We start from the raw sequence: 22,280 nt of genomic DNA on the forward strand, positions 1-22,280 counted from the left end.
CTCATGCCAATTTACTCTTACAAAGGATACGATGCGGGCACCGGTGCCAATCGCAAGGGTAAAGTGGATGCTGAGTCGGAAAGGGCCGCGAGGCAACATCTGCGACAGAAGCAGAAGATCATTGTCGCTGATATAAAAGAAGAAGGCCCTGCAAGCAGCTCTACCAAAAGCTCAGGCGGGAGCGCAAGCTTCAGTCTTTTTACTCCTCGGGTTAGTCTTGCAGAACTTTCAGTTATGGTCCGGCAGTTTGCGACGCTCCAAGGTGCTCATGTGCCTCTCGATGAGAGCTTAAAGGCCCTTGTATCTCAGATGGAAAATCCCACTCTTCGGAGTACTCTTGCGGCGGTGAAGGACAGTGTGTCCGAAGGTAAGTCCCTAGCCGACTCCTCGGCAGCCTACCCAGGAATCTTCAACAACCTATATGTAAACATGGTTAGAGCCGGTGAAACATCCGGAACCTTATCTACTGTGCTTTTGCGTTTGGCTGACTTTTTAGAATACCAAGTCACGATCCGGGGTAAAATCATGCAGGCCATGATGTATCCTACAATTATGATCATTGCCTCACTTGCGATTGTTGGCTTCTTGGTAGTGTTTATTGTTCCCAAGCTTGCCAAGGTCTTTAGCAATATGAAGGTTGCAGTGCCGTGGTATACCCAAGCTCTGATGGATTTCTCAGAGTTCATGCAGCTCTACTGGTATACCATCCCAGCTATGGCACTGGTGATATTCTTCACGTTTCGTGGCTGGAAAAGCAGTGAGAAGGGTGCGCGACAGTGGGACGTGGTTCAGATCAAAGCCCCGGTGGTGGGCTCTGTGATCCTGATGGTCGCCGTGTCTCGCTTTACGAAAACATTATCGACCCTTCTGTCGTCAGGGGTTCCCATTATTCAAGCTTTGGATATCACCAAAAATGTCGTAAACAATAAGGTGCTATCTGAAGTGATTGAGCAGGCCAAGATTGAAGTTCAAGAAGGCAACAGCCTGGCAAGCTGTATCAACCGCAGTGGGGTTTTCCCAGGTCTAGTGACCCATATGATCGCAACCGGCGAGAAAACTGGCGAGCTAGAACAGATGTTGGCCCACGTAGCGAAGGCTTACGATGCGGAAGTTGAGCAGAAGATTGCCAAGATGATTACCTTGATCGAACCGATTATGATGTTATTTTTGCTGGTAATCGCAGTGGTTGTAATTGGGGCCATGGTTATGCCAATGATGGATGTGATGAAGCAAGTGCGATAGAATATTCTTATGACTAGTGACGAGGTGCATGATGACGTTCAAGACGATTAAAAATTTGATGTTGAGACCCTTTGGTGATGAGGAGAGACGCTCAGAAATAGGTATGAGTATCATTGAAATCCTCATCGTGATTGCCCTTATGGGTACTGTTATGGCGATCTTGGTGACCAACCTTACAGGACAGCAGGAAGAGGCACTTAAAGATGCCGCGCGTCTTGGAATGGGACAGATAGAAACCAATCTGCAGCTCTACAAGGTTCATAATTTCCGCTATCCGACAACCGAGCAAGGCTTGCGGGCGCTGGTGGAAAAGCCTTCCAATGCTAAGCGTTGGCGGGGGCCCTATATGGACGCCAATAAGATGAACGACCCCTGGGATAACGAGTATCAGTATGAGTCTGATGGCCGCTCGTTTAAGATTATCTCACCTGGGATCGATGGCGTTGTCGGCAGTGAAGATGACATTGTTTATCCTGAAGAGGCAGGCGGTGATACGGGTGAGGGTTAATCCCTCCTCTCGCAGGCTCGCCCCCTTGTTCTCCCTTCCCCTCGACCTTAATGGGATCTCATGTTCCCTTTGTCAAACTCAGTCAGAGAAAGGTCTTAAGGAGGATTCATTGCGACAGCAGCCTTTAGATCGGCGCACTCTTAGGGGGAGTGCCGGTTTCAGTTTGATCGAAGTGATACTCGTGATTGCTGTTGTAGGCTCGGTATTTGTTATGGTCCTACCGAACCTTGGTGTGATCGGTACCACGGAAGCTGCAGGTAAGTTAAGTACCCTGTCTGGAGACATTCGTTCGGCGTTTGATTTGGCCGTGCTCAATCGTAAGCCCTATCGTATGGTATTTGAGTTTAACTCAGGCGATTATTACTTAGAAACAACCGATCGAACTGACTTTAAAATCATGCCGGAATCTCTTGAACGCGAGCTTACCGAGGACGACCTTCGGCAGCGAGAAGAAGAGTTCAATGAGCTTTACGAGGAGTATAAGGAGCTGGCTGGCAAGGAAGTGGAAGATGAAGAAGGCGAAACGATGATTCCTCCCACATCGCCAGTTCTGAAGGCCTTCGATCAGCTTAAGCCCCCCAAGTGGACGAGAGTGAACGATATCGAGTGGATCGGTCGGTCCCTGGGCCCATATTACGCGATCCAAGATATGCAGACTGAGCACCACGCTCGCTTAATACGCTTGCAGGAGTACGAAGACCAAGCTGTGGCTTATCTTTACTTTTTCCCCCATGGTTATGTGGAGCGTGCCGTCATTCATATTGGTGCCAAACTGGATGACTATGAAATTGATCCAGAGGAAATTCCCTATACTGTGACAACTCGTCCGTACGAGGGCTTGGCCGATGTTCAGTCAGGCTATATTGAAGTCAACATTTTTGAAGATCGGGAACGTCGCTAAGATGCTTTGGAAGCGAAAATATCGAGACATGTTTCAAAGACGATCGTTCTTTCCCAGCGATAAAAAAATTCCGGGCAAAGACACCGAGCGAAGCTTTACTATCATCGAGACTCTCGCTGCTCTTGCCATTTTGCTACCTGTGGTCATTGAAACGGTTTCGACCCAAGGCAGTATCATCAATAACAATCTATACATGCGGAGAATGACTGAAGCGACCTGGTTGGCGAAGCGCATCATGTCGCAGGTCGAGTATAACTATCAGGTCTATGAGTTTAAGGATATTGACGGTGACTACGAGGGTGAGTTTAAGCTCGACCCAGAGGAGTCTGAATTCGACTATACCTTTAAGGTTAGTATCCAAGAGTGGAAGCTGCCGCTCTTCGACCTTCTTTTGCAAGGCGGGCCGAAAAACCCCGAGGAAGAGACGGACGTGACAGCCCCAAGTGAACCTTCGGGGGGAGCCCTCGCAGGGATTCCTGGCATTCAGCAGGTGATCGATTCTCTTTTCGATGGTCATATCTTGAAAATTGCCAATGTTGAGGTGTTTTGGCCTGAGGGAGCGCGGCGCGATAGCATCAATCTCACCATGTTGCTTACGAACCAGAAAGCGTTGGATGCTTATGTTGTGAGTAAGAAGAAGGTGATGAAGCAGATGCTAGATGATGTTGAAAACTCCATCGATCCGCCACCTAAAAATAACAACAATAATAATAGCAATAACAATAATTCGAATAATAACTCTGGTAACAATAATTCAGGCTCTCAAGGTTCTACCAATTCGGAATAGCTAAGAGCTGCAGCTGAGACGAACGTGATAAACATTGAACTAAAAAGGATACGCTATCGATCTGAGGAAGGTATGACCTTCCTAGAGGTGATCTTTGCCATAATGATTCTTCTCGTCTTATCCATTACGGCAGCCACCTTGATGCGTACAGGAGTTGATCTTCAACTGTCCTTATCTGAGCAGGCACGGGTATCTCATCGGCTGGCGGTAGCTATGAAAAGACTCACCAACGACCTGCAGCATGCCTATATGATAGAGCGTCAGCGACCTGAATACCTCTACACCACAAGAAAGATGAAGACCCACTTTGAAGTGAAGACAAGGGGCAATAATGCAACGGTGATGCTGACCACTATGAACAACAAACCGATGGTGGCAAACTCTCCCGAAGCGGATCAAACCTTCGTGGTCTATAAGATTGAACAGGACACAGACACTGGCATGAGCAACTTATATCGTGGCCAAACAAAGTACATTCCCGAAGACTTTCGCGAGAATGATGTGCCGATGGAAGTTTTAGCGAAGAACGTACGATCGCTCAGAGTTCGTCCCTGGGATGGAACCGATTGGAAAGATGAGTGGAATAGCAGCAAATCTGAGTGGCGCGATCTCTTGCCTTACATGGTGCAGATCGAGATCGAAGCCTACGAAGTCGATCCACTTGAGGGAGAGCGTTTTGAAGAGGCTGATCAGCCTTACTCTACCATGAGGACAGTGGTATATATACCTCGTTCATGGGGCTCAAGTCAGAAGAAGCAACCGTCATCCCAACCCCCAAAGTATCAGTGAAGGTGCGAGGATGAAAAAGCCAAGCCATAAGAAAGTCAAATTTGTTCTCGGGTTTCCAGTGGAAACCGAGGATGGTAGTACCGGTAAGCCGCTCACTAACCGCGGTGTGGCTCTGCTCATAGCGATGTTTGTTACTGCCATGGCCATGCTGTTTTTGGCTGAAATGAAGCTAAGTTCGTCCGTATCCAATCAGCTGTCTTTAGGCCATCATCTAAATGTTAAGGGTGAATACATCGCCAAAAGTGGTGTCAATCTAGCTAAGATGCTGCTTACAGCAGACTTAGCCATCGACCTGAGCCTTCGCGAGGTGCAGGGCAAGAATTTCACCCCAGCAGATGGCCCCGAGGATATGTGGGCCATGCTCAATGGTTTGCCAATTGGCGGTGAAACCTTGGAGATGGTGAGTTCCATGCAAGAGAGCTTCGATCTTTCAGCGATCAACGACAGTGATGTTTTGGATCAGTTGAAATTATTCGATGGTGCCTTTGTACTTGAAGTTCATGACGAGACTTCAAAGATCAATGTCAACACCTGTGGTATCGGTCGTGGAGACAAGTGCATGGATCTTCTGCGAAAGCTGATGAGCTGTCCTGCTGAAAGGGAGTACTTAGAACGAAAGAAAGTAAATCCCCAAGAAATTATTTCTTTGATCCGTGACTGGGTCGACGACAACGATCGTCCCGATGAAAATGCGTTCTACAGTTCCGAAGACGATCCCTATGCGGAACGAGGGGGGGATCAGTTTCCGAAAAATGCTCGTTTTGACTCCCTTGAGGAACTGAAGTTGATCCCAGGGTGGGATGACGAAATGCACAAGATATTCTCACCCTTTTTGACTGTTTATCCTATTCCTACAGATACCATTAAAGATAAGTGGCGAATCAATTTCAACACGGCTGATCGAGCCTTTTTGGGATGTTTACTGCCGAAAGCGAATCAGGAGTGTGCTGAAACTTCGGCGCGTTATGTGAACAAACGCGACGAGTTTGGTAGTGTTTCCGGGGCCCAGGCCCTGAAGTCGACCCTGAATCAGCAGTTTTGTACAAGTTCGACCGACGATGTCAAAAGATTTGGCTATCGTTCTGATGTCTATCGCATTAAAGTCACGGGTCAGGTGGAAGACCAAGCTCGCACCCTGGAGGTTGTTATGCAACGCGGTGTGCCAGATGAGTTTGACGAAAAGAAGGGCTTTCGGGGCGCTTATAAGTTTCTTTACTGGAAAATGCTATAATAGCGTAGAGTTCGTCAGGCTTTGCTTGGTGCTGCCAAGGGTCGAGATAAAACTTTAGGATCACTAGGTATATGAAGGGGATTGGTTCTCCATGCAAAAAGTAATTGGACTTGATATTGGTAGCTATTCGATCAAAGCAGTCGAAATTGTTAATACCTTTAAGTCTTACGAAATCACGAATTTTTACGAGACCGTGATCCCCAATCTTGAAGGGGTTCCGCTCGATGCCGTCGTTCCGGTGTGTATGGAGCAGCTTTTTAAAGAGCATCACCTCCAAGCAGACCGCATTATCACGGCTATGCCAGGGCAATTCATCTCGTCGAGGGTCTTGCCATTTAATTTCTCAGATCCGCGCAAGATTGAAGCGAGCATTGCTGTCGAGCTAGAAGACCACGTGCCATTTAACATGGATGATATGGTTCTGGATCACCAAATTCTGGGCGCTCACGGTGGTCAAACAATGGCTCTCGCGGTTATGACCAGAAAGGCGTTTCTTAAAAACTTTCTGGATCTTCTAAGCCGTATCAATATCGATCCTAAATTGATCGACGTAGATTCGCTAGCCTTCTACAATCTTAGCTCCAATCTCAATATGGAAGATGAGGAATGCTATGCTCTGGTTGATGTTGGCAACGAGAAGACGTCTGTCTGCATTATCCAAAACAACGTTCTAAAGATGTTCCGTTCTATCAACTTGGGTGGTCGCTACATCACTGACTTCCTGGCTCGTGATCTGGAAACCAACTTCCACGAGGCCCAACGAATCAAGCATCGGGTCAGCCGAGTGATGTACTCTGGTGATATGGGGGATCAGCTTGATGGCCACGAACGGATGGTTGCTGAACGAACGACACTTGCAGCCAATGCCATTGTCAAGGAGCTTGGACGAACATTCTACGCCTTTAAAACTTGGGATAAGCATCCTTTGTCGCGGATCATCGTTTCAGGGGGCACATCGAAACTACAGAACTTTGATAAGTTTTTATCGGAGCAACTCGAAGTGCCTGTGGAGCGATTTAACCTGGCGAACACCGATCTTATCGTCAATCCTGAGCTAGAGAGCGATCAGGAATCATTGCTGCAGAGTTTGGCCATTGGTCTGCGTGCTGTGACGAATATGAAGAAACACTCGCAGATTAACCTTCGCCGCGGTGAGTTTGCCTATGTGCAGAACTACGAGTCCATGCTTCGCGGAGCGACCATGGCCTTCAAGGTTTTGGTGGCCCTGTTCTGTGTTTTGATTGTTTCTTACGCTTTGAAGTACTACTTCTATCAGAGTCAGATCAACGAGATCACGGAACAGTATAAGAAAGAGTTTACCACTAAATTCCCAGATCAAAAGCGCCGTTTTAATAACAGCAAGACCACATTTGCCAAGCTCAGAAAAGACGCAGAGCGAAAGCTTAACGACAGCATCATGGAAAAGCAGCAAGCGATCTCTGAGTTCCGCTTGGCAAACAGCGAAAGTGGAGCGTTGCGAGTGCTACGTGATATCTCCAATGCCATCCCTAAAGATGTGAAGATTGATGTCACTAGTTTTGAATTTAAAACGGTTAGCCCCGGTAGCGGTAAACTCATCCTGAAAGCCGAGACGGATAATTTCTCCTCCCAGTCTTCGATTTTGGAAGCGCTTAATAAAGTGAATGTTCTGAGCAACGTTGAGGAAAAGCAATCTGGCCGAAAACCGGGGTCTACCGAAATAATAGAGTTTACCGTTCATGCAAACTATGAGGCGATCTAGTGAGCACTTTAAGTAATGTAAATGATCAAATCGTTTCAGGGGTGACTCGTGTCGTTGATTTGTTGAAACGTCGCCTCTTGGGCTCGAATAATGAGCGCCTAGACTTTATTATGGACAGTTTCTACAAGCTGTCCCCAACCCATCAAACCGCTGTGCTAGTTGGTGGTTTTGGTGGGGTTATCGTTCTTGTTTTCGGATTTTTTGCTTTCTACTTCGCTCAAGTAAGTTCTTTGGAACGCAGTTTGGATGATAGTTTTGATGCCTTGCAGGAAATGAGAGCCTTGAGTCAGAAGTACGATTATGAAGATAAGCGTTTCAAAGAGTTGGTTCAGATCATTAATCGAGGCGGCAGGGGCTTTAGACCCAAGCCGTTCTTTGAAAGTAAGGCGAACCAAGCGGGGATTGCGATCACAGACCTTCGCTCAAATGAGGAAGAGATCCCAGTAGAAAGTCCTTTGTCGGCTCAATTCAAGCATATCACTGTGGAATTTAAGTTGCCGAAGGTTTCTGTGCCGAGGCTACTTAAGTTTATGAGCGAGATCGAGAAGTCTGGCAAGAATATGAACATTCATAATTTAACTGTGCGCACGCGGTACGGAGATCGCTTGTATTTTGAAACTTCGGCCAAAGTCATCGGCTATAAGGTAGGGAGATAGGCCTAGTGACTGAGAAAAAGGGAAGACCCTTACTCTACATTTTCTTATTCGTTTTCAGCTTCGTATTCTTTCTCTACCTGACGTTTCCGTATGGAGTATTGAAGGAAGCGATCGTCGTCGAGATTTCCAAGGCAACAGGCTACTCGATCCGTGTTAAGGAGTTTGGTCCCTCTTTGCCTCTGGGCTTTGAGTGTGAAGGTGTTCAGGTGACCTCTCGGGATGGAACCCAGAGAATAGAAATCGAAGAGGTGGATGTTTCCTTGAGTGTGTTTGCGTTGCTGATTGGCCGTGTATCCGTGGATGCCGACTTGGTGAGCAAGGGAGGCGGGGAAATGAGTATCGGCAGCAGCTGGGGAATATTGCAGTTAGCTGTCGATCAGAACTTCATTCCCAACTATGTGGAGCTTGAGGCAGACGAATTTGATATTGGTTCACTCGCTAGCTTCGGTATACAAAGCTACGCAAAGTCAGCGAATGATATGATCAAGGGTACCCTGAACAAGCTTCGTATTGATGGTAACCTTGAAGGCACCGTCGAGTTGGATCTGGCAGTTGACGACCCCACCGCTTCTTCAGGAACAGTCGATTTGCGTATCAACAAGGGAATGCTCGATCTTAATGATGAGAATTTAGGAGTTGCCAAACAAAAGTTTAAAAAGGCTGTTGTACAAGCTAGTTTGGAAAAGGGTGCACTGCGAATCAATAAAAAATCGGGGTTTCATACTCAGGAACTCACTGTCGATCTGAATGGCAACACAACATTTAGGAATCCGCTGCCTAACTCTAGGCTAAATGTTGGCGTTGATGTGAAGCTCGATGGAAAACTGAAGGAAAACTTTGACTTCTTCTTAAATATGGCAGGTGGCAAAAACGGAACAGTTACCTATAAGCTTTCCGGCACTCTAGGGCGACCAAGCTTCAGAACCCAGTAATTCTATCAGAATACTTGAGCACATTGACATAGAAAAGGCCTATCTTTTACAATGAAGATAGGCCTTTTTGTTTGGGTTGATTTGGTGGAACAGATTCTTCAACAGATTGAGAAGACTCTTCGCGTTTATCTTCATCGCGGGGAGAAAGCCATCGAAGCCTTTCAAAAGGGAGAGCTTGATGAGGCTATCGAACACCTGACTTGGCGCAAGGCCGCCTATCATAACCTATTGGTGCTCGATGACCAGGCCGTTCGGTCTCAGCCCGGCTATTTCAGTGGTGATGTATTTTCTAGCCTGTGGCATTTGATTCGCGAGTCGAGCCAAACCCTTGAAAGCTTAGTGAGTGTCCACTGTGAATCCTTGGGACAGCAGCTTTCAAAGCTTCAAAATCAACGAACCAAAATAAATAAGTTCAAGTCGATTCATGATAGAACTCAAAGATTTCAAAGGGAAGTCTAGGGCGAATAAAAGGGGAATCAGTGATGGTGGATCAGGACAAGAGTAAACTGGCATTGGTCATCGGATGCCTGCCCAGTGTCGAAGAAATCGATCAATTCCGGCTGATGACTCGGGATTATGATATCCAAATCATAACATCTGAGTCGATTGCAGCTTACATTACACAAAACAGCTACTTTCAAGACCTTACCTGCATTGTACTGAAGGACCATGATGAAAATCCTACCTTCATCCCAGGCTTGGAAAAAGTTTTGAGCAACTACGATGTGGTTGTCGTGAAGGAGCGCATTGGCTTGTATGCTTACCAAGTTCTCAAGGCTAAGTGGCGCTACCAGTTTAGAATGCTTGTGTGGGTTGATAACCTCGTTCCATTTCCAGCTCATGATATTGATCAGATGCGCACCATTCGAATGGAAGTTTCCAACGCTGCCGATGGTTTTATCATTCAAACCAAAGCGGCTCGGATCGCTTTAGAGTTGGAAGGAGTCGAGGATTCCAGGATCTATGAAATGAGTCCTTGGCTGGATAAGATTGTTACAAGAAGCCCTAAGTCACGGGCTGAGGCGCGGGACAAGCTTGGTTTTGCAGAAAGCGATACCATTATAGCCTGCCTAGGTCCTGTTGAGTGGGAAGAGGGGCTCCACGATTTGATGGCCGCAGCACGATTGATGGTAAAAAATCGTCCTGGTATGAAAGACAAGATTAAAATCGCAGTCTGTGGAATCGGATCATTCGCCCATGATCTCAAAGATGCATCGATTAACTTTAATACTGACTACTGCGTTGCATACTATGCTCCAAGCCGTGAGTCGATCAAAGCAATCTACGAAGCAGCTGATGCCATTTACATGTGTAACCTAGCATCCAGGGATAGAATCGATGGCGATCCTTATAGAATCCTGGCGGCTATGACTCATAAAATTCCACTGATCGCTGCTCGCAGCCCGATCGTTGAGAGTCTAGTGGGTAAGCATCGCTTAGACTTTTGTCCTGGCTCACCCATGAGTATCATGAAAGCCTTGATAAAGCTTAAAGATGCTCCTCAGTTGGTAAACGACATTGTGGAGAAGAATCGTCGCGCTGTTGACAACCAATATAGTGAAGATAAAGTTCGCATGAATATGAAAGCAATATTCAGTGACTTTATCACTACAGAGATCAAGGTTGATACCTCAAGCTTGGATCATCAGGTCCTGGAAGTTGAGGCGAAGATCAAGAGCAAGCAGTATGTGGATGCAATTGACCTCATCGAAGCAATATTCAAAACGAAGAATATTCCGGTCCATCACAAGGCCAACCTTTATCGCTTGGTCGGAGACTGCTTTGTGAAGCTCGGTGATTTTGAAAGTTCAAAAAACTCCTATATTGCGGCTGCCGAGCTAGATCCTTATTCGGCCAAGATTTATATCGGGCTCGGTACCATCGGACTTATGAAAAATAGCTATGATATTGCTGTGCTTCACTTTCAAAAGGCTATCAGCCTAGCTCCCGATGACGAGATGGCGAATCTAGGCCTTGGCCTCGCCTTCCAAGGGATGGAAGAGCGAAAAGAAGCGATGCGTTGGATTTCCAAGAGTTTAGAGATTAATTCAGAAAATACCGCTGCGCTTTTCTCCTTGGTAAAGCTTGCCAACGAAACAGAGGACTTCGCTGATGCAGAACGTTTGCTAACACGGTATCTAAAGCGTCACCCCAACGACTACAACTTTATCTATACTCTAGGTGGCGTGATCTTCAAGCAAGGCCGCTATGAAGAAGTAATTCAGCTCATGAAGAAGATTGTTGATATTGATCCAAGAGATCAAAAGGCTGCATCTTTGCTAAAGCAAGCTGAAACTGAGATGGAGCAAGCAAAAGTTCCCTCCAATGGCTAGATGGGAGTTCAGCGATGTTGAAGACTGTGTATCTCAATCAGAAAAAGGTTCCGGTGCCGATTCCAATCAAGACCCTTTATGAGGCCATAATTTGGATCGAGAAGCACCTTCTTCGCGATACCCAGTCGATCACGCGAATCGAGCTTGACGGTAATCTCATTGACTTTCTCGATGAACCAGAGTCTAAATTGTGCGCTATCAAGCTCAGCAAAAGTAGTCGACTTGATATTCAAATCGATTCGGTCCAAGAAATCTCGATCCAAACCATTGATGCTGTTAGAAACCTGTGTGTCGTAATGGAACGTAGCCTTAAGCCTTTGGCTGTTAAGTGTTGGCAGTCAGAGGGTGACAAGGAAAAGCCAACTGGTGTAAGCACTGTAGAGGAAGATCTAGACCTTATCTTGGATCTGATATCTCACGTGGAAATCCTAGTCAGAGAGCGAGTTTCAATACGGAACATACAATTGATCAATACCCAGCTTCAGCATGAATTTGAGATGTTTCGACGCTCGGTGGAGCAACAAAGCTGGAAGGTCGTTGCAAAAGTTCTTCTGCAAAAGATTGAGCCCTCTCTTGGTGAGTTAAACCACGAGCTATCGATGTTACAGAACTCGATTTTTGAAAATTTTGCGGAACATAAGGGCCATCAAACTAAACTAGGTTGAAAAATCCTGAAGTAGACTCTCGACTCTATTGCATCTCATCAGAACTTGAAAAGAGCAAATTTCTAGCTATTCTTAATAATCTCAATTTCCAGATCTAAAGCATCGGCAAAGGCATCCAGTTCAGCAGCAAGCTTGCTCTTGAACATAGGCTTATGACCTGTCTTTTTTGGCGATTCATCTGATTGTATTAGACGTAGATGGGGGCGTCCTGACCCTGGCTGTTGATCGGCATTCCTTGCCATATCTAAATCCTCCTACACTAGACTTTACAAGATCATTATCGTAACGCCAGCACGGGACTTAAGGGAGTTTCATGGGAAAACCTGGGAAATGATTGCCTAGGAGTCTTCCGAGGCGGCGGAGAGGTCTTCACAAATGCAGGTTAGATAGTAGTGATTCCCTGGTGATTGCCGGTGTCCCCAAAAAAACAGGCGAGTCCACTTTGGCTCCAGGCAAGCGATATCGCTTTGAAATATGGTTTCGGGCTCAGGAACGGCTTCCCTGTAGGGTTCACAGCTCCAACTACAGCTATTGCATTGCTGTGCGAGAAAATGTGGCCGGATCACGCTGCATTTCCGGGGGTAAACCTCTTTTGCCGCCTCGTTTAGATAAAGAATCCGACCATCGATTGATGTCTTAAAGATGGGGATAGGCAGGAAGTTTAGCTCTTGAGGGCGTCCCCGTCGCAAAGCATCATCATATGCAAGGACATGATCGTACAACTGCTTTGGTAAATTTTTGTTCTGAGCACGCAAAAAAAGGGCCAGAAGGGTTAAGGCAACTTCATGAGAGGGTGGTGGAATCTCTTTTACGTGCTCGATGTGGTCGTGAACTTTGAAGAACTCGCTCAAACTCATATTTAGGCCAGTAACGATTCGATCGATGGTTTCAAGGCGAATCGAAACATTTCCAGACTCAATTCGTTGATAGTGCCTATAGTCTATACCTACTGTTTCAGATAAGGCTTCTTGAGTGAGGTTTCTAGTGTGGCGTAAGAAGCGAATCAATGTCGAGATCTGATCCATCGTACCCTTCAAGCTAGAATTTCATGCTCTAGCAATGCATAATTAGTGCCTAGTGCCTGATACTTACCAGTTAGGTTCGCAGCCTATACTAATCTCCTAAGATTGCGAGGTATACGGTGTTTCGATACCGTGTTGTCACTTATTCGAAAGCACTACATTAATATTAGTTTATATTTGCTATGTGCAGACTCTAGCCAGTATCCCATTGGTTCTTGAGCAGAGGAAGGGGAACGATTGGATATACAAGTTATAGTCCTGGATGATGAAACTGAGCTTGCTAAAATCATTGCCGACATTATGAATCTTGAAGGAATCTCTTGTACTTGGTCAGATGATTCGCTGCTAGGACTGGAGCTCATCAGAAGACATAGACCATCGCTAGTGATTTGTGATGTCCAGATGCCAGGTTTATCAGGTGTGGAAGTTTTTCAAAAGGTTCAAAAGCAAAGCTATGATTGTAAATTTTTCTTTCATACCGCTCAAACTCAGTATCCAGACTCCTACCTCATCACAATAGGGGGTGTTATGGTTTTTCGAAAGCCAACATGTATTGATCGCTTGGTTGAGGTTGTGAAAACCTATTTGCAAAGGGACGTTTCGAGAGAGCAGGTAGCTTGCTCTATAACCAAGGCTTTTATGAAGTAAATCGAGCTGATGTCGAGTCTTCATAAAAGCAAAAATAAAAAGGGCCGCTCTCGCGACCCTTAAAAGCTTTTATAGAACGAGGATCTTAGCCCTTGTTGCCTTTGGCTTGATCTTCTTGGTACTTCTTCATCAGCTGCTGCTGGATGGAAGAAGGTACAGGCTTATAGCTACCGAACTCCATGGAGAAGCCAGCTTTACCTTGTGTCGATGAACGTAAGTCAGTTGAGTAACCGAACATCTCAGAAAGAGGAACTTCAGCCATGATCACAGTGTAGTCATCACGCATATCAGATCCCATAAGGATACCGCGACGAGATGAAAGATCACCTTGAACTGTACCTTGGAATTCAGTTGGAGTTTCAACTTCAACTTTCATGATCGGCTCAAGAATTACCGGCTTTGATTCCAAGAAGGCTTGTTTGAAGGCAGAACGAGCAGCGATCTTAAATGCCATTTCAGAGGAGTCAACGGGGTGATGAGTACCATCAGTAAGCTCAACACGAGTATTGATTACAGCGCAACCAGCAAGTGGTCCCTTAACCAAAGACTCTTTAAGACCCTTTTCAACACCTGGAATGAATTCTTTTGGAACAGATCCACCAACAGTCTTGTTTTCGAATTCGAAAGATCCTTCTTCGCCACCATCAGCAGCTGCATCTTCAACATTGTCATGAAGAGGAGCTAGGTTACCAACGATGTGAGCGAACTGTCCTGAACCACCAGACTGCTTCTTGTGCTTGTAGTCAAAGTTAGCAGGCATCGTTGGGGCCTCACGGTAGTTTACCTTAGGCTGACCAACAATAACGTTTGCTTTGTACTCACGCTGGATACGCTCGACGTAGATTTCAAGGTGAAGCTCACCCATACCTGCGATACGAGTTTCGTTAGACTCTTTATCAACGAAAACGCGGAACGTAGGATCTTCTTTCATGAAGCGGTTGAGAGCCTTAGACATCTTAACTAGATCGTCTTGTTTCGCTGGCTTGATCGCGAGCTCGATAACAGGCTCAGGAACGAACATGCTTTCCATTGTTACGTTATGACCTTCGTCACAGAAGGTGTCACCAGATGCACAGTCGACACCTACAAGGGCGATAATGTCACCAGCTGTTGCTTCAGTAAGGTCTTCGCGGTCGTTGGAGTGCATTCGCACGATACGGCCGATACGCTGTCTTTTACCAAGGCGTGGGTTGTAGTACGAGTCACCCTTTTTGATCGTGCCCTGATAGATTCGCGTATAAGTTAGCTGACCGAAGGTTTCTTCAGTAATCTTGAATGCCATGGCACAAGGGAAAAGGCTCTTGTCAGGCTTGATTTCGATCTTTTCGCCACCCTTATCATTATCCATACCAACGTACTCACGCTCAAGTGGAGAAGGTAGGTAACGACAAACAGCGTCAAGAAGGAGCTGAACACCCTTGTTTTTGAAGGCTGATCCCATGAAGACTGGAGTGATTTCACGAGCACGAACTGCCTTAGTCAATGTGTCGTGGATCATATCTTCAGGAATTTCTTTCTCTTCAAGCATCAATTCCATCATTTCATCATTGAACATGGAAATCTTGTCGAGAAGGTCAGCGCGGTAGATCTCAACGTCGTCCACCATTTCAGCTGGGATATCTTCGTATACGATTTCGTCACCCTTAGGGCCACGGAAACGAACTGCTTTACGAGTAATAAGGTCAACAACACCGTCGTGATCAGCTTCAAGGCCGATCGGAAGTTGCATCGCAACTGCGTTGTGGCTGAGCTTCTCACGAAGAAGTTGAATCACGCGATGTGGGTTAGAACCAGCGCGATCAAGCTTGTTGATGAAAGCCAAGCAAGGAACTTTGTAGCGCTTCATTTGTCGGTCAACAGTGATGGACTGAGACTGAACGCCAGCAACACCACATAGAACCAGTACAGCACCATCGAGAACACGAAGGGAACGTTCAACTTCAACTGTGAAGTCAACGTGACCTGGGGTGTCAATGATGTTAATGGGGTGATCATTCCACTCAACAGAAGTTGCAGCTGAGGTGATTGTGATGCCTCGTTCTTTTTCCAACTCCATATGGTCCATAGTGGCGCCATCGCCGCCCCCACGAACTTCTTCGATTTTGTGAATACGACCTGCGTAGTAGAGGATTCGTTCTGTAAGGGTGGTTTTCCCTGAATCGATATGAGCGGAAATACCGATGTTTCTAAGTTTTTGTAGCTTTTCTAGCTTCATTGCTCATGGACCTTTTACGGATAGAAATTGACTAAAACAAAGCGCTTTAAAGGAAACTAACTAACATACGGCCTTGAAAATTCAAGACAATTTTCCTTATCGACACCTCACGGAGGGGACCATCGAGGCGGTTTCCTCCTTCTACTGAACACGTCTAATTACATAAAATACGTGGATTAAACAAAGGGTTTTCCGCCCTTAAGCGCAAGAAAGTTGTGCGCTCTTTTGACTCTGATGCTAAGGGCTAAACTTTTTTGAAAAAATTACGAAAAGACAAGAAGAGCAACCTGCTTTCTCTGGAGACCTATGAAGTCCATCGATCTTTCGAGCCTCGACGTCGGCTTAGACGACAACCGTAAAAAGGCCGAGACACCCATAGGGCCCACTGAGGTATCCCCAGCCCAACCATCGTCGCCCCCGCTCAGCGACCCAAATCAAACCCTTGATAGCCCTCAGCAATACGAACACATTCCATCCATTGGTGTTGGCCTTAGCATCTTTGACAAGACGAATCCTCTTGCGGATGTGGTGCAGGATACAAGCCAAAAAATTGGTTCAGGGGGTCAAAACGACTATTCAGGTAACGAAGACACAAGCCAGTCCACTGGATTTTCTACCACGCATATGTCGGGTTTGGTTAAAGGTGGGGGAGGGCCATCGAAGGACAAGCTGAAGATGGTCGGTGCGGCTGTCATTATGATCGTCAGTTTTTCGGCCATGATTCACTCGTTGGGCTCCTCAGACGATTTTTTCACTAATATTCTAGAGTTCGTCGGGATGGAGTCGAATGAAAGTGATGACTTTGCGTCTCTCGAAGCGCCCGATCCCATTGCCCAGCAGACGCCACCGAAGCCTAAGCTTGTTCGACAACCCAAGCCTAAGCCGCGTAAGCAGGTTGCACAAGTCAATGTCAAGAACCCCTATTGGCCCTTGCCCAATGAAGCCAGTATCCCTCGGGTCCAAGGCCAGTCGATTAATAGTAGTCTTGAACAGCGATGGCGCTTTGGGCTAAATCATCGCTATCCTGCCCGGCGCTATGGGACGGTTCAAGAGATTCGTCGGGAGAGGCGTCGGGGCTCTGAATACCTGCTGTTCGATGCTTTAGAACAACCTAAGTTTTGGACCCGTATGGAAGCTCTGAGAGCCTTGGTTGAGCTTGGGCTTGAAGTAGACGTGGACACCGTGGAACAAGCCCTAGGCGCCGCAAGGCCTGGCTTGATCACCAACTACTTTCGGCGCTTGAGTACCGATCCCGAAGTTGCTGAATTCTACATAATGCGACAGGCTATTCGGATTGTTGATGCACCGACTCGCCTTGTCATCTTGGAAAGCCTTGCTCGCTACCGAGGCGATCCCAACGATCTTTATCTCGCGGCAGCGCGAGTGGATCCTGCCCCTCAAGTCATTTCATGGGCCCAAAGCAGGCTGATGACGCAACCGGTGCCAAGCTATCGCATCGCAGAATATCAGAAAATTATTGATGACTATAAACGAGGCCAGCTTATGCCCGAAGGGGTAGAACCCGAAATTCAAGAACTTGTGGTGGAAGAGCTTTCCGATGAAGATATCGTCGAGGAGGTCACTTTCTTTCAGGATATGATCGATGAGCAGGAAGAAGAAATTCTCGAACCGGAAGATCTGAAGACCGACGGCTTCGAGGATATTCTCGGCGATGAGTGACCTTACAAGATTCCTTACCTAAACGGCATGAGTGGTACCTTTCTAAAACCAGCCTGACGACTTTAAAAATCACCTCAAGTAAGAACTTCATTACAGCAAGCACTCCTATATAAAAAGGTTCCTCTGTTCTCAAGTGACTGTTTCTACTCAGTAATCAACACGGTTGCGGATTTTTATCAAGACGTTAGCCGATCGGCTCGATGCTGTGCAAAGACACTGTTTGGAGGATACGATGGAAGCATCAGTCGAATTGAAAACAAGCAAACAAAACCGGAAAATCCTGGTCCTCGACGACGACGAGTCCTTTTGTAAGCTGGTTCAAGCAATTGCCGGTAAGCAGGACGTCCAGTTAGAGTATATTACTCACGCCGATGAGATTGAGAATGTACCAGATCTTGAGTATTTCGATGCCATTTGGATCGATTACGATCTACTTGAAACCACAGGGCTTGCGGTCGCAGAAGAGTTAAACGAAAATCACCCGACAGTTCCTGTTGTGATGATCAGTAGCAGCAACCGAGTGTTCACTGACGACATGAAAGAGTTAAAAAATATCAAGGGAATCTTAAGCAAGTGGGAGCTGAGTGATGAAGAAATTAGGCATGATATCTTAGAGAGCTCCCTCGGTCATTTTCATTCTTCAGAAGACGTACATAGCAAAGATTGGGTCAACAACGACGATGAACAGTTGGAACATCTGCGAGATCATTTTCAGCAGGAAGTGCCCCATGAAAAGTACCGCGCTTAGTACATCGCTATCTGCGATCTACTAAGCGGCTATTGAGCCAAATACCGTGCGCATATCAGCGACCTCGGATGGCATGAACGACTGTTGTTAATGCGAATAGGGCAAGGCCTACGACAAATAAAATCTTAGCAAAACCAGCTGCGGTTCCGGCAATGCCGCCAAAGCCAAAGACACCGGCAACAATTGCGAGTAGTAAAAATCCTAAAGCCCAAGAAAACATGTTGATCTCCTTTTCAAGGTGTTAAATGAGATATGATTATCGAATCCACTTGCCTCTAGATAAGCTCCAACAGTTCATGTTGGAGCTCTATTATTAGTGACTAATCTTAGCATCGCTAGTCTCAAGAACTACAACCGCATGACCTTTGTTACCCTTTTCAGAAAAAATCTTTCCCAAGCTAGCAAGACGATAGGTTTCATCATCTTTAAAAAGTTGATCCATTTGTGAGCGATCACTCATAGCTGCCTTCACAACAGCATCATCGGTTTCTAGTGTTCTATTAAACCAGTTGGGGCGCTCAGCCATATTATAAACTGAAATATCGAACTCGCCTCCGATGGCGGTAATTTCGTTCTCAACGGCATCGGCTCGATTGTCAGCCAGGTCTTCGAGACGATCGAGTCTATCATCTGAGAAACTTGAAGATTCGTTGAAAAGAGGAACATTACTATCAGCCCAGGTCGCAATGTGAATACGCTTAATCACTTTCTCACCACGTGTCGCCTCAAGCTGGGCCCGTAACTTCTCCACTGCATCTTCACCAAGCCTGTATTGAGAATCTGTAAAGCTTAGCACCACAGTCTGCTTATCGAAAACATCGTAGATCGCCGTTCGAGTCATATGTTCGGCTTTCTCTACTGTGGATGATGGGTTGCTATAATCTGCTGCTAATGATGGTGTTGACATAACAAGAGCAGTCGCAAGTGAGGCACCTAAAGTTGTTCTTAAATTCTTCATGTGAATAATCCTTTCAAAGTTATAAAACATCAAAATATCTTCAAATCAGATAGATTATTGATTTCTAAAAAACGAGCCGAGAGTTTCCTGGCCATTTTTGTTGGGATGAAAGCAGTCGAAGGCTAGCTCAGTCTCTGCAATGCCCCAAGTTCGTATTCCTTCGGCGAGAGTCACGCTATCTCCTAGAATTTCCGGAACCAATTCTGCAATAGTTTGATTGAATCCCTCGACTCGGCTTTGAGCATCGTCACGGAATAGCGGTTCACAGGTATTTTTACGGAAATCTTCACAGCTAGCTAAGTCTGTGTCCACGCCGCCGATTTCGGGGCCGTATTCGTAAGTATAGGAAAGAATTTTATAGACTGGTGGTACATAGCCTACAAGGTATTGGCTATCAGAACTGTGATTGCTTTTTACAAGCTTTAGCTTCTCAGAGTACTGGGTGCGGAACTCATCCTGGGTGAGGTCAGCACAGAAATCATTGCCTCCCAACATAAAGAAAACATAGTTAGATTTCTTATCACCCAATTCCTGACTAACCTTTTCAACCATCTGATCAACGTCCTTGAGCCGCCCTCCAAATTTAGCGGCGGAGACAACACCCACGTCGCTGGAACTTAAACCCTCTCGTTCCGCGACCAATGCAGGGATTCCGTAGCTTTCCGTGCTTGTGGATGCTGCCACATCAGAGCGAGCGAATGATTTTTGGAGGTCTAATTGGGTGAAGCCTTCTGATGAGATCACGTCAGTAAAGTTTTCAAACAGCTCTAGGCCAGGTTGTTCGCCTAGTTCGGTAGATGCTAAAACACCAGTAGAAATACTATCGCCATATACAGTAAGAACAACTTCCTTGTTCTGATCAAAGCTTTGTTGTTCCTGAGGTGGATTCGAATCGTCATCGTTCGAATCTCCACACGCTCCCATCAGAGCTGTGAGTCCAAGTACTACACTTCCCTTTACGATATGATTCATGACGTTTTCCTTTCTTCGACCGATGTGAGTTTCACACGATATGTTTCCGCGACATCTGAGACAAAGCAATGCTCGTGCCAAGAAAAAAACCTTGGTTTCTAGCGGAGTCGGTTGAAGATTGAAGGTTGCCGCCTACATGTGGTGTAGGGCTAAGGGACTCAGTGGTGCACATATGGCCTAATAAAGTTCATTCGGCGTGTCATGAGGTGTTAATGAGATAATACGACGCCGTTTGCTAGGGGAAGGTTTTGTAAAAAGCGATCTCAGCCTGAGAATCATCACGGACTTTGTAACGAGTCAATGAGAAGCGTTCGAGGCTTTCTTGCTCGTCTTGAGGGAGAAGCTCAACAAGCTGTTGTTGTGCAATCAAGATATTTGTTTTCGGTACCCCTTGTTCAAATAGTACCTTTTGAAACTTTCATAGCGAGTGGCTTTGACGATAGCATCGCCGTACAGCTCGTAGTTGTGTAGACCAGTTCTTTGAAAGTAGCCATTGACTTGGCCATAGGCAGCTCCTACGGCACAGTAAACCGGGCGATTCTTAAAATGAACTTCAGCAGCTTCTTTAAATACCTGAATAAATTGTTTGCAAAGATCCATTGTAACCTTACCAACGTCACCATCGCAGGTAAAAGGAAAGCCCACTGAACAAAGGAAGCCATCACCCATCTCTTGCGTGAGCATTGAGACTATGAGGATCGTAGTTTCTCATCATAACTCGGTGACAACGCTTCAGCACAGATTCAAAAAACGGGTAATTCTCAGAGTGACCCAGAGTGCTCGATGATTGAATATCGAAAGAGATACAAGCTGCAAGATGTTTGCCTGTCGGCATCGTTTCTTCGAGTCGTGATTTGTTTTCCGTAATCATGGTGACTTGATGGGGGTAGATCAGCTTTTTTAGTTCGCCAATAAGGGCGAGGTTCTTATTGTTTCCTTCTGTTAGCTCGCTGTTTAGTGCATACACCCGATTGTATGATTCTGAAAGCCGGCTTCCTACGAGGTGGCTTTGCAGAAGAAAAAATAGTGTCATGCTATAGCCTGTAAGATATGACCAGTTCAGGACCCCTTGGCTAATCAAAATATCGGTGCCGATGGTGAACAGGGGTAGGGCCGAAGATATTAGGATAAACCGAGCTCCTGGTATTTTTAGGAGAGACGCTCTGACAAGTGGGATCAAAACGCCAAAAATGATGCCAACAACCAAGATGAGCTGGTAGTAAGTCAAGTACTGAAAGGGGCGATCGAAGTAGATGAGAATGGTTGTGCACGCAAGTAAAAATAGCCCTACGATTCCATTTCGGAGGTTTTTCGGTAAGGTTTTCGGAAAAAGGTTGGCCACATAAAGAACAAAAAACAGTGGAGCTATAAAAATGGATAGGTACTCCAAGACACCTGCAACTTGCTCCCAGGACTCTTTGTACAGATAGGTTTGTCTGAGCCAATAACTAGAACCAACAACTCTTAAGCTTGATGCAAAACATGTTAAGCCTAGGGTAAGAGCGGTGATGTCGCGGCGGAAGTTAACATAAATCATAAAATTATAGAGACCGAGGATCAGCAGTGATCCGAGGCAGATGATATCCGAAAACACAGGGCTTGTGAGTTCTCGTTCTAGCAGTTCACCGGGAAGGACTTTGAACTCTGGGGAGCCACCGTAAAGAGGGCGATAGTTGCTCTGAAAGATTTCGAACACCCAAACTTGATCGGGACCTTCAGAGACAAAGGGCACCATCTTGATGCCATAGCCATAGCCCTCCGATTGAAAGTCTCTCGCTGGAAAACCGACTCGTGCCTGTAGGGAGCGCCTTTTCCCCCCTAAAGGGTAAATTCTAATCAATGATGGCAGGTGAAATCTTGCAAAAAGTGCATAACCGTGTTTTCTAGATGGAAGCCCTTTGAGGAAGTAACGAAGGGAAATGTGTGTTCCTTTTGGATACTTTTGGACAATGCCCAAGGCTTGCCAGTCGAGCTCTGTTCTAGTGAGAAATGTTGGGACTGCCTCACCTTGCTCAATAAGGTTGTAATTTTCAAAAACCTGCCAGGCTCCATCGAGGATAACCTCATTTTTATCGTTAAAATGGGCATGATTGATCGGAAGGTCGCTAATTGCAGAGGTTGCAGATCGAGGGAGGCAGAGTATAAAGACCACCAAGATCTGACCAAGAATGTGAGATGTGATTCCTGCCAAGTCGTGCTCGAAAGAGTTTGCGGGTCCTCTTTTAAAATACACCACTGAAGTAGGCAGAAGT

At 46.1% G+C, this 22,280-nt stretch carries 24 protein-coding genes; 15 read left to right on the forward strand and 9 right to left on the reverse strand.

Features of this window, described 5'->3' with window-relative positions; translation table 11 throughout:
- Positions 1–3 precede the first annotated feature (3 nt).
- From B9N89_RS03440 to B9N89_RS03495, 12 genes are all read left to right on the forward strand, one after another.
- Positions 4–1,242: a type II secretion system F family protein gene (locus tag B9N89_RS03440; RefSeq protein ID WP_132315338.1), complete on the forward strand. Its 1,239-nt coding sequence runs from the start codon at positions 4–6 to the stop codon at positions 1,240–1,242.
- 28 nt (positions 1,243–1,270) lie between these two features.
- Positions 1,271–1,750: a type II secretion system major pseudopilin GspG gene (gspG, locus tag B9N89_RS03445; RefSeq protein WP_132315336.1), complete on the forward strand. Its 480-nt coding sequence runs from the start codon at positions 1,271–1,273 to the stop codon at positions 1,748–1,750.
- Positions 1,751–1,859: 109 nt separating this feature from the next.
- Complete coding sequence (locus B9N89_RS03450) at positions 1,860–2,651, forward strand: pilus assembly FimT family protein (RefSeq protein WP_159455118.1); 792 nt, start codon at positions 1,860–1,862, stop codon at positions 2,649–2,651.
- A 28-nt stretch (positions 2,652–2,679) separates the two neighbouring features.
- Positions 2,680–3,438: a hypothetical protein gene (locus tag B9N89_RS03455; protein ID WP_159455119.1), complete on the forward strand. Its 759-nt coding sequence runs from the start codon at positions 2,680–2,682 to the stop codon at positions 3,436–3,438.
- Positions 3,439–3,462: 24 nt separating this feature from the next.
- On the forward strand, positions 3,463–4,227 hold the full coding sequence (locus B9N89_RS03460; protein WP_132315330.1) for a type II secretion system protein GspJ: 765 nt from the start codon (positions 3,463–3,465) through the stop codon (positions 4,225–4,227).
- Positions 4,228–4,237: 10 nt separating this feature from the next.
- Positions 4,238–5,458: a type II secretion system minor pseudopilin gene (locus tag B9N89_RS03465; RefSeq protein WP_132315328.1), complete on the forward strand. Its 1,221-nt coding sequence runs from the start codon at positions 4,238–4,240 to the stop codon at positions 5,456–5,458.
- Between the two features lie 91 nt (positions 5,459–5,549).
- Positions 5,550–7,199, forward strand: a complete 1,650-nt coding sequence (gene pilM / locus B9N89_RS03470; RefSeq protein ID WP_132315326.1) for a pilus assembly protein PilM — start codon at positions 5,550–5,552, stop codon at positions 7,197–7,199.
- Positions 7,199–7,855: a hypothetical protein gene (locus B9N89_RS03475; RefSeq protein WP_132315324.1), complete on the forward strand. Its 657-nt coding sequence runs from the start codon at positions 7,199–7,201 to the stop codon at positions 7,853–7,855. The genes pilM and B9N89_RS03475 overlap by 1 nt, the downstream gene beginning before the upstream one ends.
- A 5-nt stretch (positions 7,856–7,860) precedes the next feature.
- A complete protein-coding gene (gene gspN / locus B9N89_RS03480) occupies positions 7,861–8,787 on the forward strand; it encodes a type II secretion system protein GspN (RefSeq protein ID WP_159455120.1) in 927 nt (308 codons plus the stop codon).
- 51 nt (positions 8,788–8,838) lie between these two features.
- A complete protein-coding gene (locus B9N89_RS03485) occupies positions 8,839–9,246 on the forward strand; it encodes a hypothetical protein (protein WP_132315320.1) in 408 nt (135 codons plus the stop codon).
- 23 nt (positions 9,247–9,269) lie between these two features.
- Positions 9,270–11,120 carry a tetratricopeptide repeat protein gene (locus tag B9N89_RS03490; RefSeq protein WP_132315318.1) on the forward strand — a complete coding sequence of 617 codons (1,851 nt, stop codon included), beginning with the start codon at positions 9,270–9,272 and terminating at the stop codon, positions 11,118–11,120.
- A gap of 14 nt (positions 11,121–11,134) precedes the next feature.
- Positions 11,135–11,785 carry a hypothetical protein gene (locus B9N89_RS03495; RefSeq protein WP_132315316.1) on the forward strand — a complete coding sequence of 217 codons (651 nt, stop codon included), beginning with the start codon at positions 11,135–11,137 and terminating at the stop codon, positions 11,783–11,785.
- A gap of 62 nt (positions 11,786–11,847) precedes the next feature.
- Here B9N89_RS03495 and B9N89_RS03500 read toward each other — a convergent pair whose 3' ends face one another.
- Both B9N89_RS03500 and B9N89_RS03505 read right to left on the reverse strand, forming a co-directional pair.
- Positions 11,848–12,027 carry a hypothetical protein gene (locus tag B9N89_RS03500; RefSeq protein WP_132315314.1) on the reverse strand — a complete coding sequence of 60 codons (180 nt, stop codon included), beginning with the start codon at positions 12,025–12,027 and terminating at the stop codon, positions 11,848–11,850.
- A 96-nt stretch (positions 12,028–12,123) separates the two neighbouring features.
- Positions 12,124–12,810 carry a helix-turn-helix domain-containing protein gene (locus tag B9N89_RS03505; protein WP_132315312.1) on the reverse strand — a complete coding sequence of 229 codons (687 nt, stop codon included), beginning with the start codon at positions 12,808–12,810 and terminating at the stop codon, positions 12,124–12,126.
- A 234-nt stretch (positions 12,811–13,044) separates the two neighbouring features.
- Between B9N89_RS03505 and B9N89_RS03510 the strand changes: the two genes are divergently transcribed.
- The gene (locus B9N89_RS03510; protein WP_132315310.1) at positions 13,045–13,455 is read left to right on the forward strand and encodes a response regulator; all 411 of its coding nucleotides are present in this window, start codon (positions 13,045–13,047) and stop codon (positions 13,453–13,455) included.
- A gap of 85 nt (positions 13,456–13,540) precedes the next feature.
- Here the strand turns inward: B9N89_RS03510 and fusA are convergent, their stop codons facing one another.
- Positions 13,541–15,670 carry an elongation factor G gene (gene fusA, locus B9N89_RS03515; RefSeq protein ID WP_132315308.1) on the reverse strand — a complete coding sequence of 710 codons (2,130 nt, stop codon included), beginning with the start codon at positions 15,668–15,670 and terminating at the stop codon, positions 13,541–13,543.
- A 306-nt stretch (positions 15,671–15,976) separates the two neighbouring features.
- Between fusA and B9N89_RS03520 the strand changes: the two genes are divergently transcribed.
- Positions 15,977–17,350 carry a hypothetical protein gene (locus B9N89_RS03520; RefSeq protein WP_132315306.1) on the forward strand — a complete coding sequence of 458 codons (1,374 nt, stop codon included), beginning with the start codon at positions 15,977–15,979 and terminating at the stop codon, positions 17,348–17,350.
- 232 nt (positions 17,351–17,582) lie between these two features.
- A complete protein-coding gene (locus B9N89_RS03525) occupies positions 17,583–18,098 on the forward strand; it encodes a response regulator (RefSeq protein WP_132315304.1) in 516 nt (171 codons plus the stop codon).
- Between the two features lie 55 nt (positions 18,099–18,153).
- Here the strand turns inward: B9N89_RS03525 and B9N89_RS03530 are convergent, their stop codons facing one another.
- From B9N89_RS03530 to B9N89_RS03550, 6 genes are all read right to left on the reverse strand, one after another.
- Complete coding sequence (locus B9N89_RS03530) at positions 18,154–18,318, reverse strand: DUF1328 domain-containing protein (protein WP_132315302.1); 165 nt, start codon at positions 18,316–18,318, stop codon at positions 18,154–18,156.
- A 93-nt stretch (positions 18,319–18,411) separates the two neighbouring features.
- Positions 18,412–19,056 (reverse strand): hypothetical protein, encoded by a 645-nt coding sequence (locus B9N89_RS03535; RefSeq protein ID WP_132315300.1) that lies wholly within the window; start codon positions 19,054–19,056, stop codon positions 18,412–18,414.
- Between the two features lie 54 nt (positions 19,057–19,110).
- On the reverse strand, positions 19,111–20,028 hold the full coding sequence (locus tag B9N89_RS03540) for an SGNH/GDSL hydrolase family protein (RefSeq protein WP_132315298.1): 918 nt from the start codon (positions 20,026–20,028) through the stop codon (positions 19,111–19,113).
- A gap of 235 nt (positions 20,029–20,263) precedes the next feature.
- A complete protein-coding gene (locus B9N89_RS32120; RefSeq protein ID WP_268808663.1) occupies positions 20,264–20,398 on the reverse strand; it encodes a hypothetical protein in 135 nt (44 codons plus the stop codon).
- On the reverse strand, positions 20,395–20,712 hold the full coding sequence (locus B9N89_RS03545) for a hypothetical protein (RefSeq protein WP_132315296.1): 318 nt from the start codon (positions 20,710–20,712) through the stop codon (positions 20,395–20,397). Before B9N89_RS03545 ends, B9N89_RS32120 begins: the two co-directional genes overlap by 4 nt.
- Entirely contained in the window at positions 20,690–22,261 is a 1,572-nt protein-coding gene (locus tag B9N89_RS03550; RefSeq protein ID WP_234996061.1) for a 7TM-DISM domain-containing protein, read from the reverse strand. Before B9N89_RS03550 ends, B9N89_RS03545 begins: the two co-directional genes overlap by 23 nt.
- Positions 22,262–22,280 lie beyond the last annotated feature (19 nt).

Origin of the sequence: Pseudobacteriovorax antillogorgiicola (assembly GCF_900177345.1) — a bacterium.
Classification (GTDB): domain Bacteria; phylum Bdellovibrionota_B; class Oligoflexia; order Oligoflexales; family Oligoflexaceae; genus Pseudobacteriovorax; species Pseudobacteriovorax antillogorgiicola.

What these genes read in the sequence shown, in the direction of transcription:
- B9N89_RS03440 (WP_132315338.1), top strand. Translation starts at nt 4, where the DNA reads ATGCCAATTTACTCTTACAAAGGATACGATGCGGGCACCGGTGCCAAT.
- gspG (WP_132315336.1), top strand. Translation starts at nt 1,271, where the DNA reads ATGATGACGTTCAAGACGATTAAAAATTTGATGTTGAGACCCTTTGGT.
- B9N89_RS03455 (WP_159455119.1), top strand. Translation starts at nt 2,680, where the DNA reads ATGTTTCAAAGACGATCGTTCTTTCCCAGCGATAAAAAAATTCCGGGC.
- B9N89_RS03465 (WP_132315328.1), top strand. Translation starts at nt 4,238, where the DNA reads ATGAAAAAGCCAAGCCATAAGAAAGTCAAATTTGTTCTCGGGTTTCCA.
- pilM (WP_132315326.1), top strand. Translation starts at nt 5,550, where the DNA reads ATGCAAAAAGTAATTGGACTTGATATTGGTAGCTATTCGATCAAAGCA.
- B9N89_RS03485 (WP_132315320.1), top strand. Translation starts at nt 8,839, where the DNA reads ATGAAGATAGGCCTTTTTGTTTGGGTTGATTTGGTGGAACAGATTCTT.
- B9N89_RS03490 (WP_132315318.1), top strand. Translation starts at nt 9,270, where the DNA reads ATGGTGGATCAGGACAAGAGTAAACTGGCATTGGTCATCGGATGCCTG.
- B9N89_RS03495 (WP_132315316.1), top strand. Translation starts at nt 11,135, where the DNA reads ATGTTGAAGACTGTGTATCTCAATCAGAAAAAGGTTCCGGTGCCGATT.
- B9N89_RS03500 (WP_132315314.1), bottom strand. Translation starts at nt 12,027, where the DNA reads ATGGCAAGGAATGCCGATCAACAGCCAGGGTCAGGACGCCCCCATCTA.
- B9N89_RS03505 (WP_132315312.1), bottom strand. Translation starts at nt 12,810, where the DNA reads ATGGATCAGATCTCGACATTGATTCGCTTCTTACGCCACACTAGAAAC.
- fusA (WP_132315308.1), bottom strand. Translation starts at nt 15,670, where the DNA reads ATGAAGCTAGAAAAGCTACAAAAACTTAGAAACATCGGTATTTCCGCT.
- B9N89_RS03520 (WP_132315306.1), top strand. Translation starts at nt 15,977, where the DNA reads ATGAAGTCCATCGATCTTTCGAGCCTCGACGTCGGCTTAGACGACAAC.
- B9N89_RS03525 (WP_132315304.1), top strand. Translation starts at nt 17,583, where the DNA reads ATGGAAGCATCAGTCGAATTGAAAACAAGCAAACAAAACCGGAAAATC.
- B9N89_RS03530 (WP_132315302.1), bottom strand. Translation starts at nt 18,318, where the DNA reads ATGTTTTCTTGGGCTTTAGGATTTTTACTACTCGCAATTGTTGCCGGT.
- B9N89_RS03535 (WP_132315300.1), bottom strand. Translation starts at nt 19,056, where the DNA reads ATGAAGAATTTAAGAACAACTTTAGGTGCCTCACTTGCGACTGCTCTT.
- B9N89_RS03540 (WP_132315298.1), bottom strand. Translation starts at nt 20,028, where the DNA reads ATGAATCATATCGTAAAGGGAAGTGTAGTACTTGGACTCACAGCTCTG.
- B9N89_RS03545 (WP_132315296.1), bottom strand. Translation starts at nt 20,712, where the DNA reads ATGCTCACGCAAGAGATGGGTGATGGCTTCCTTTGTTCAGTGGGCTTT.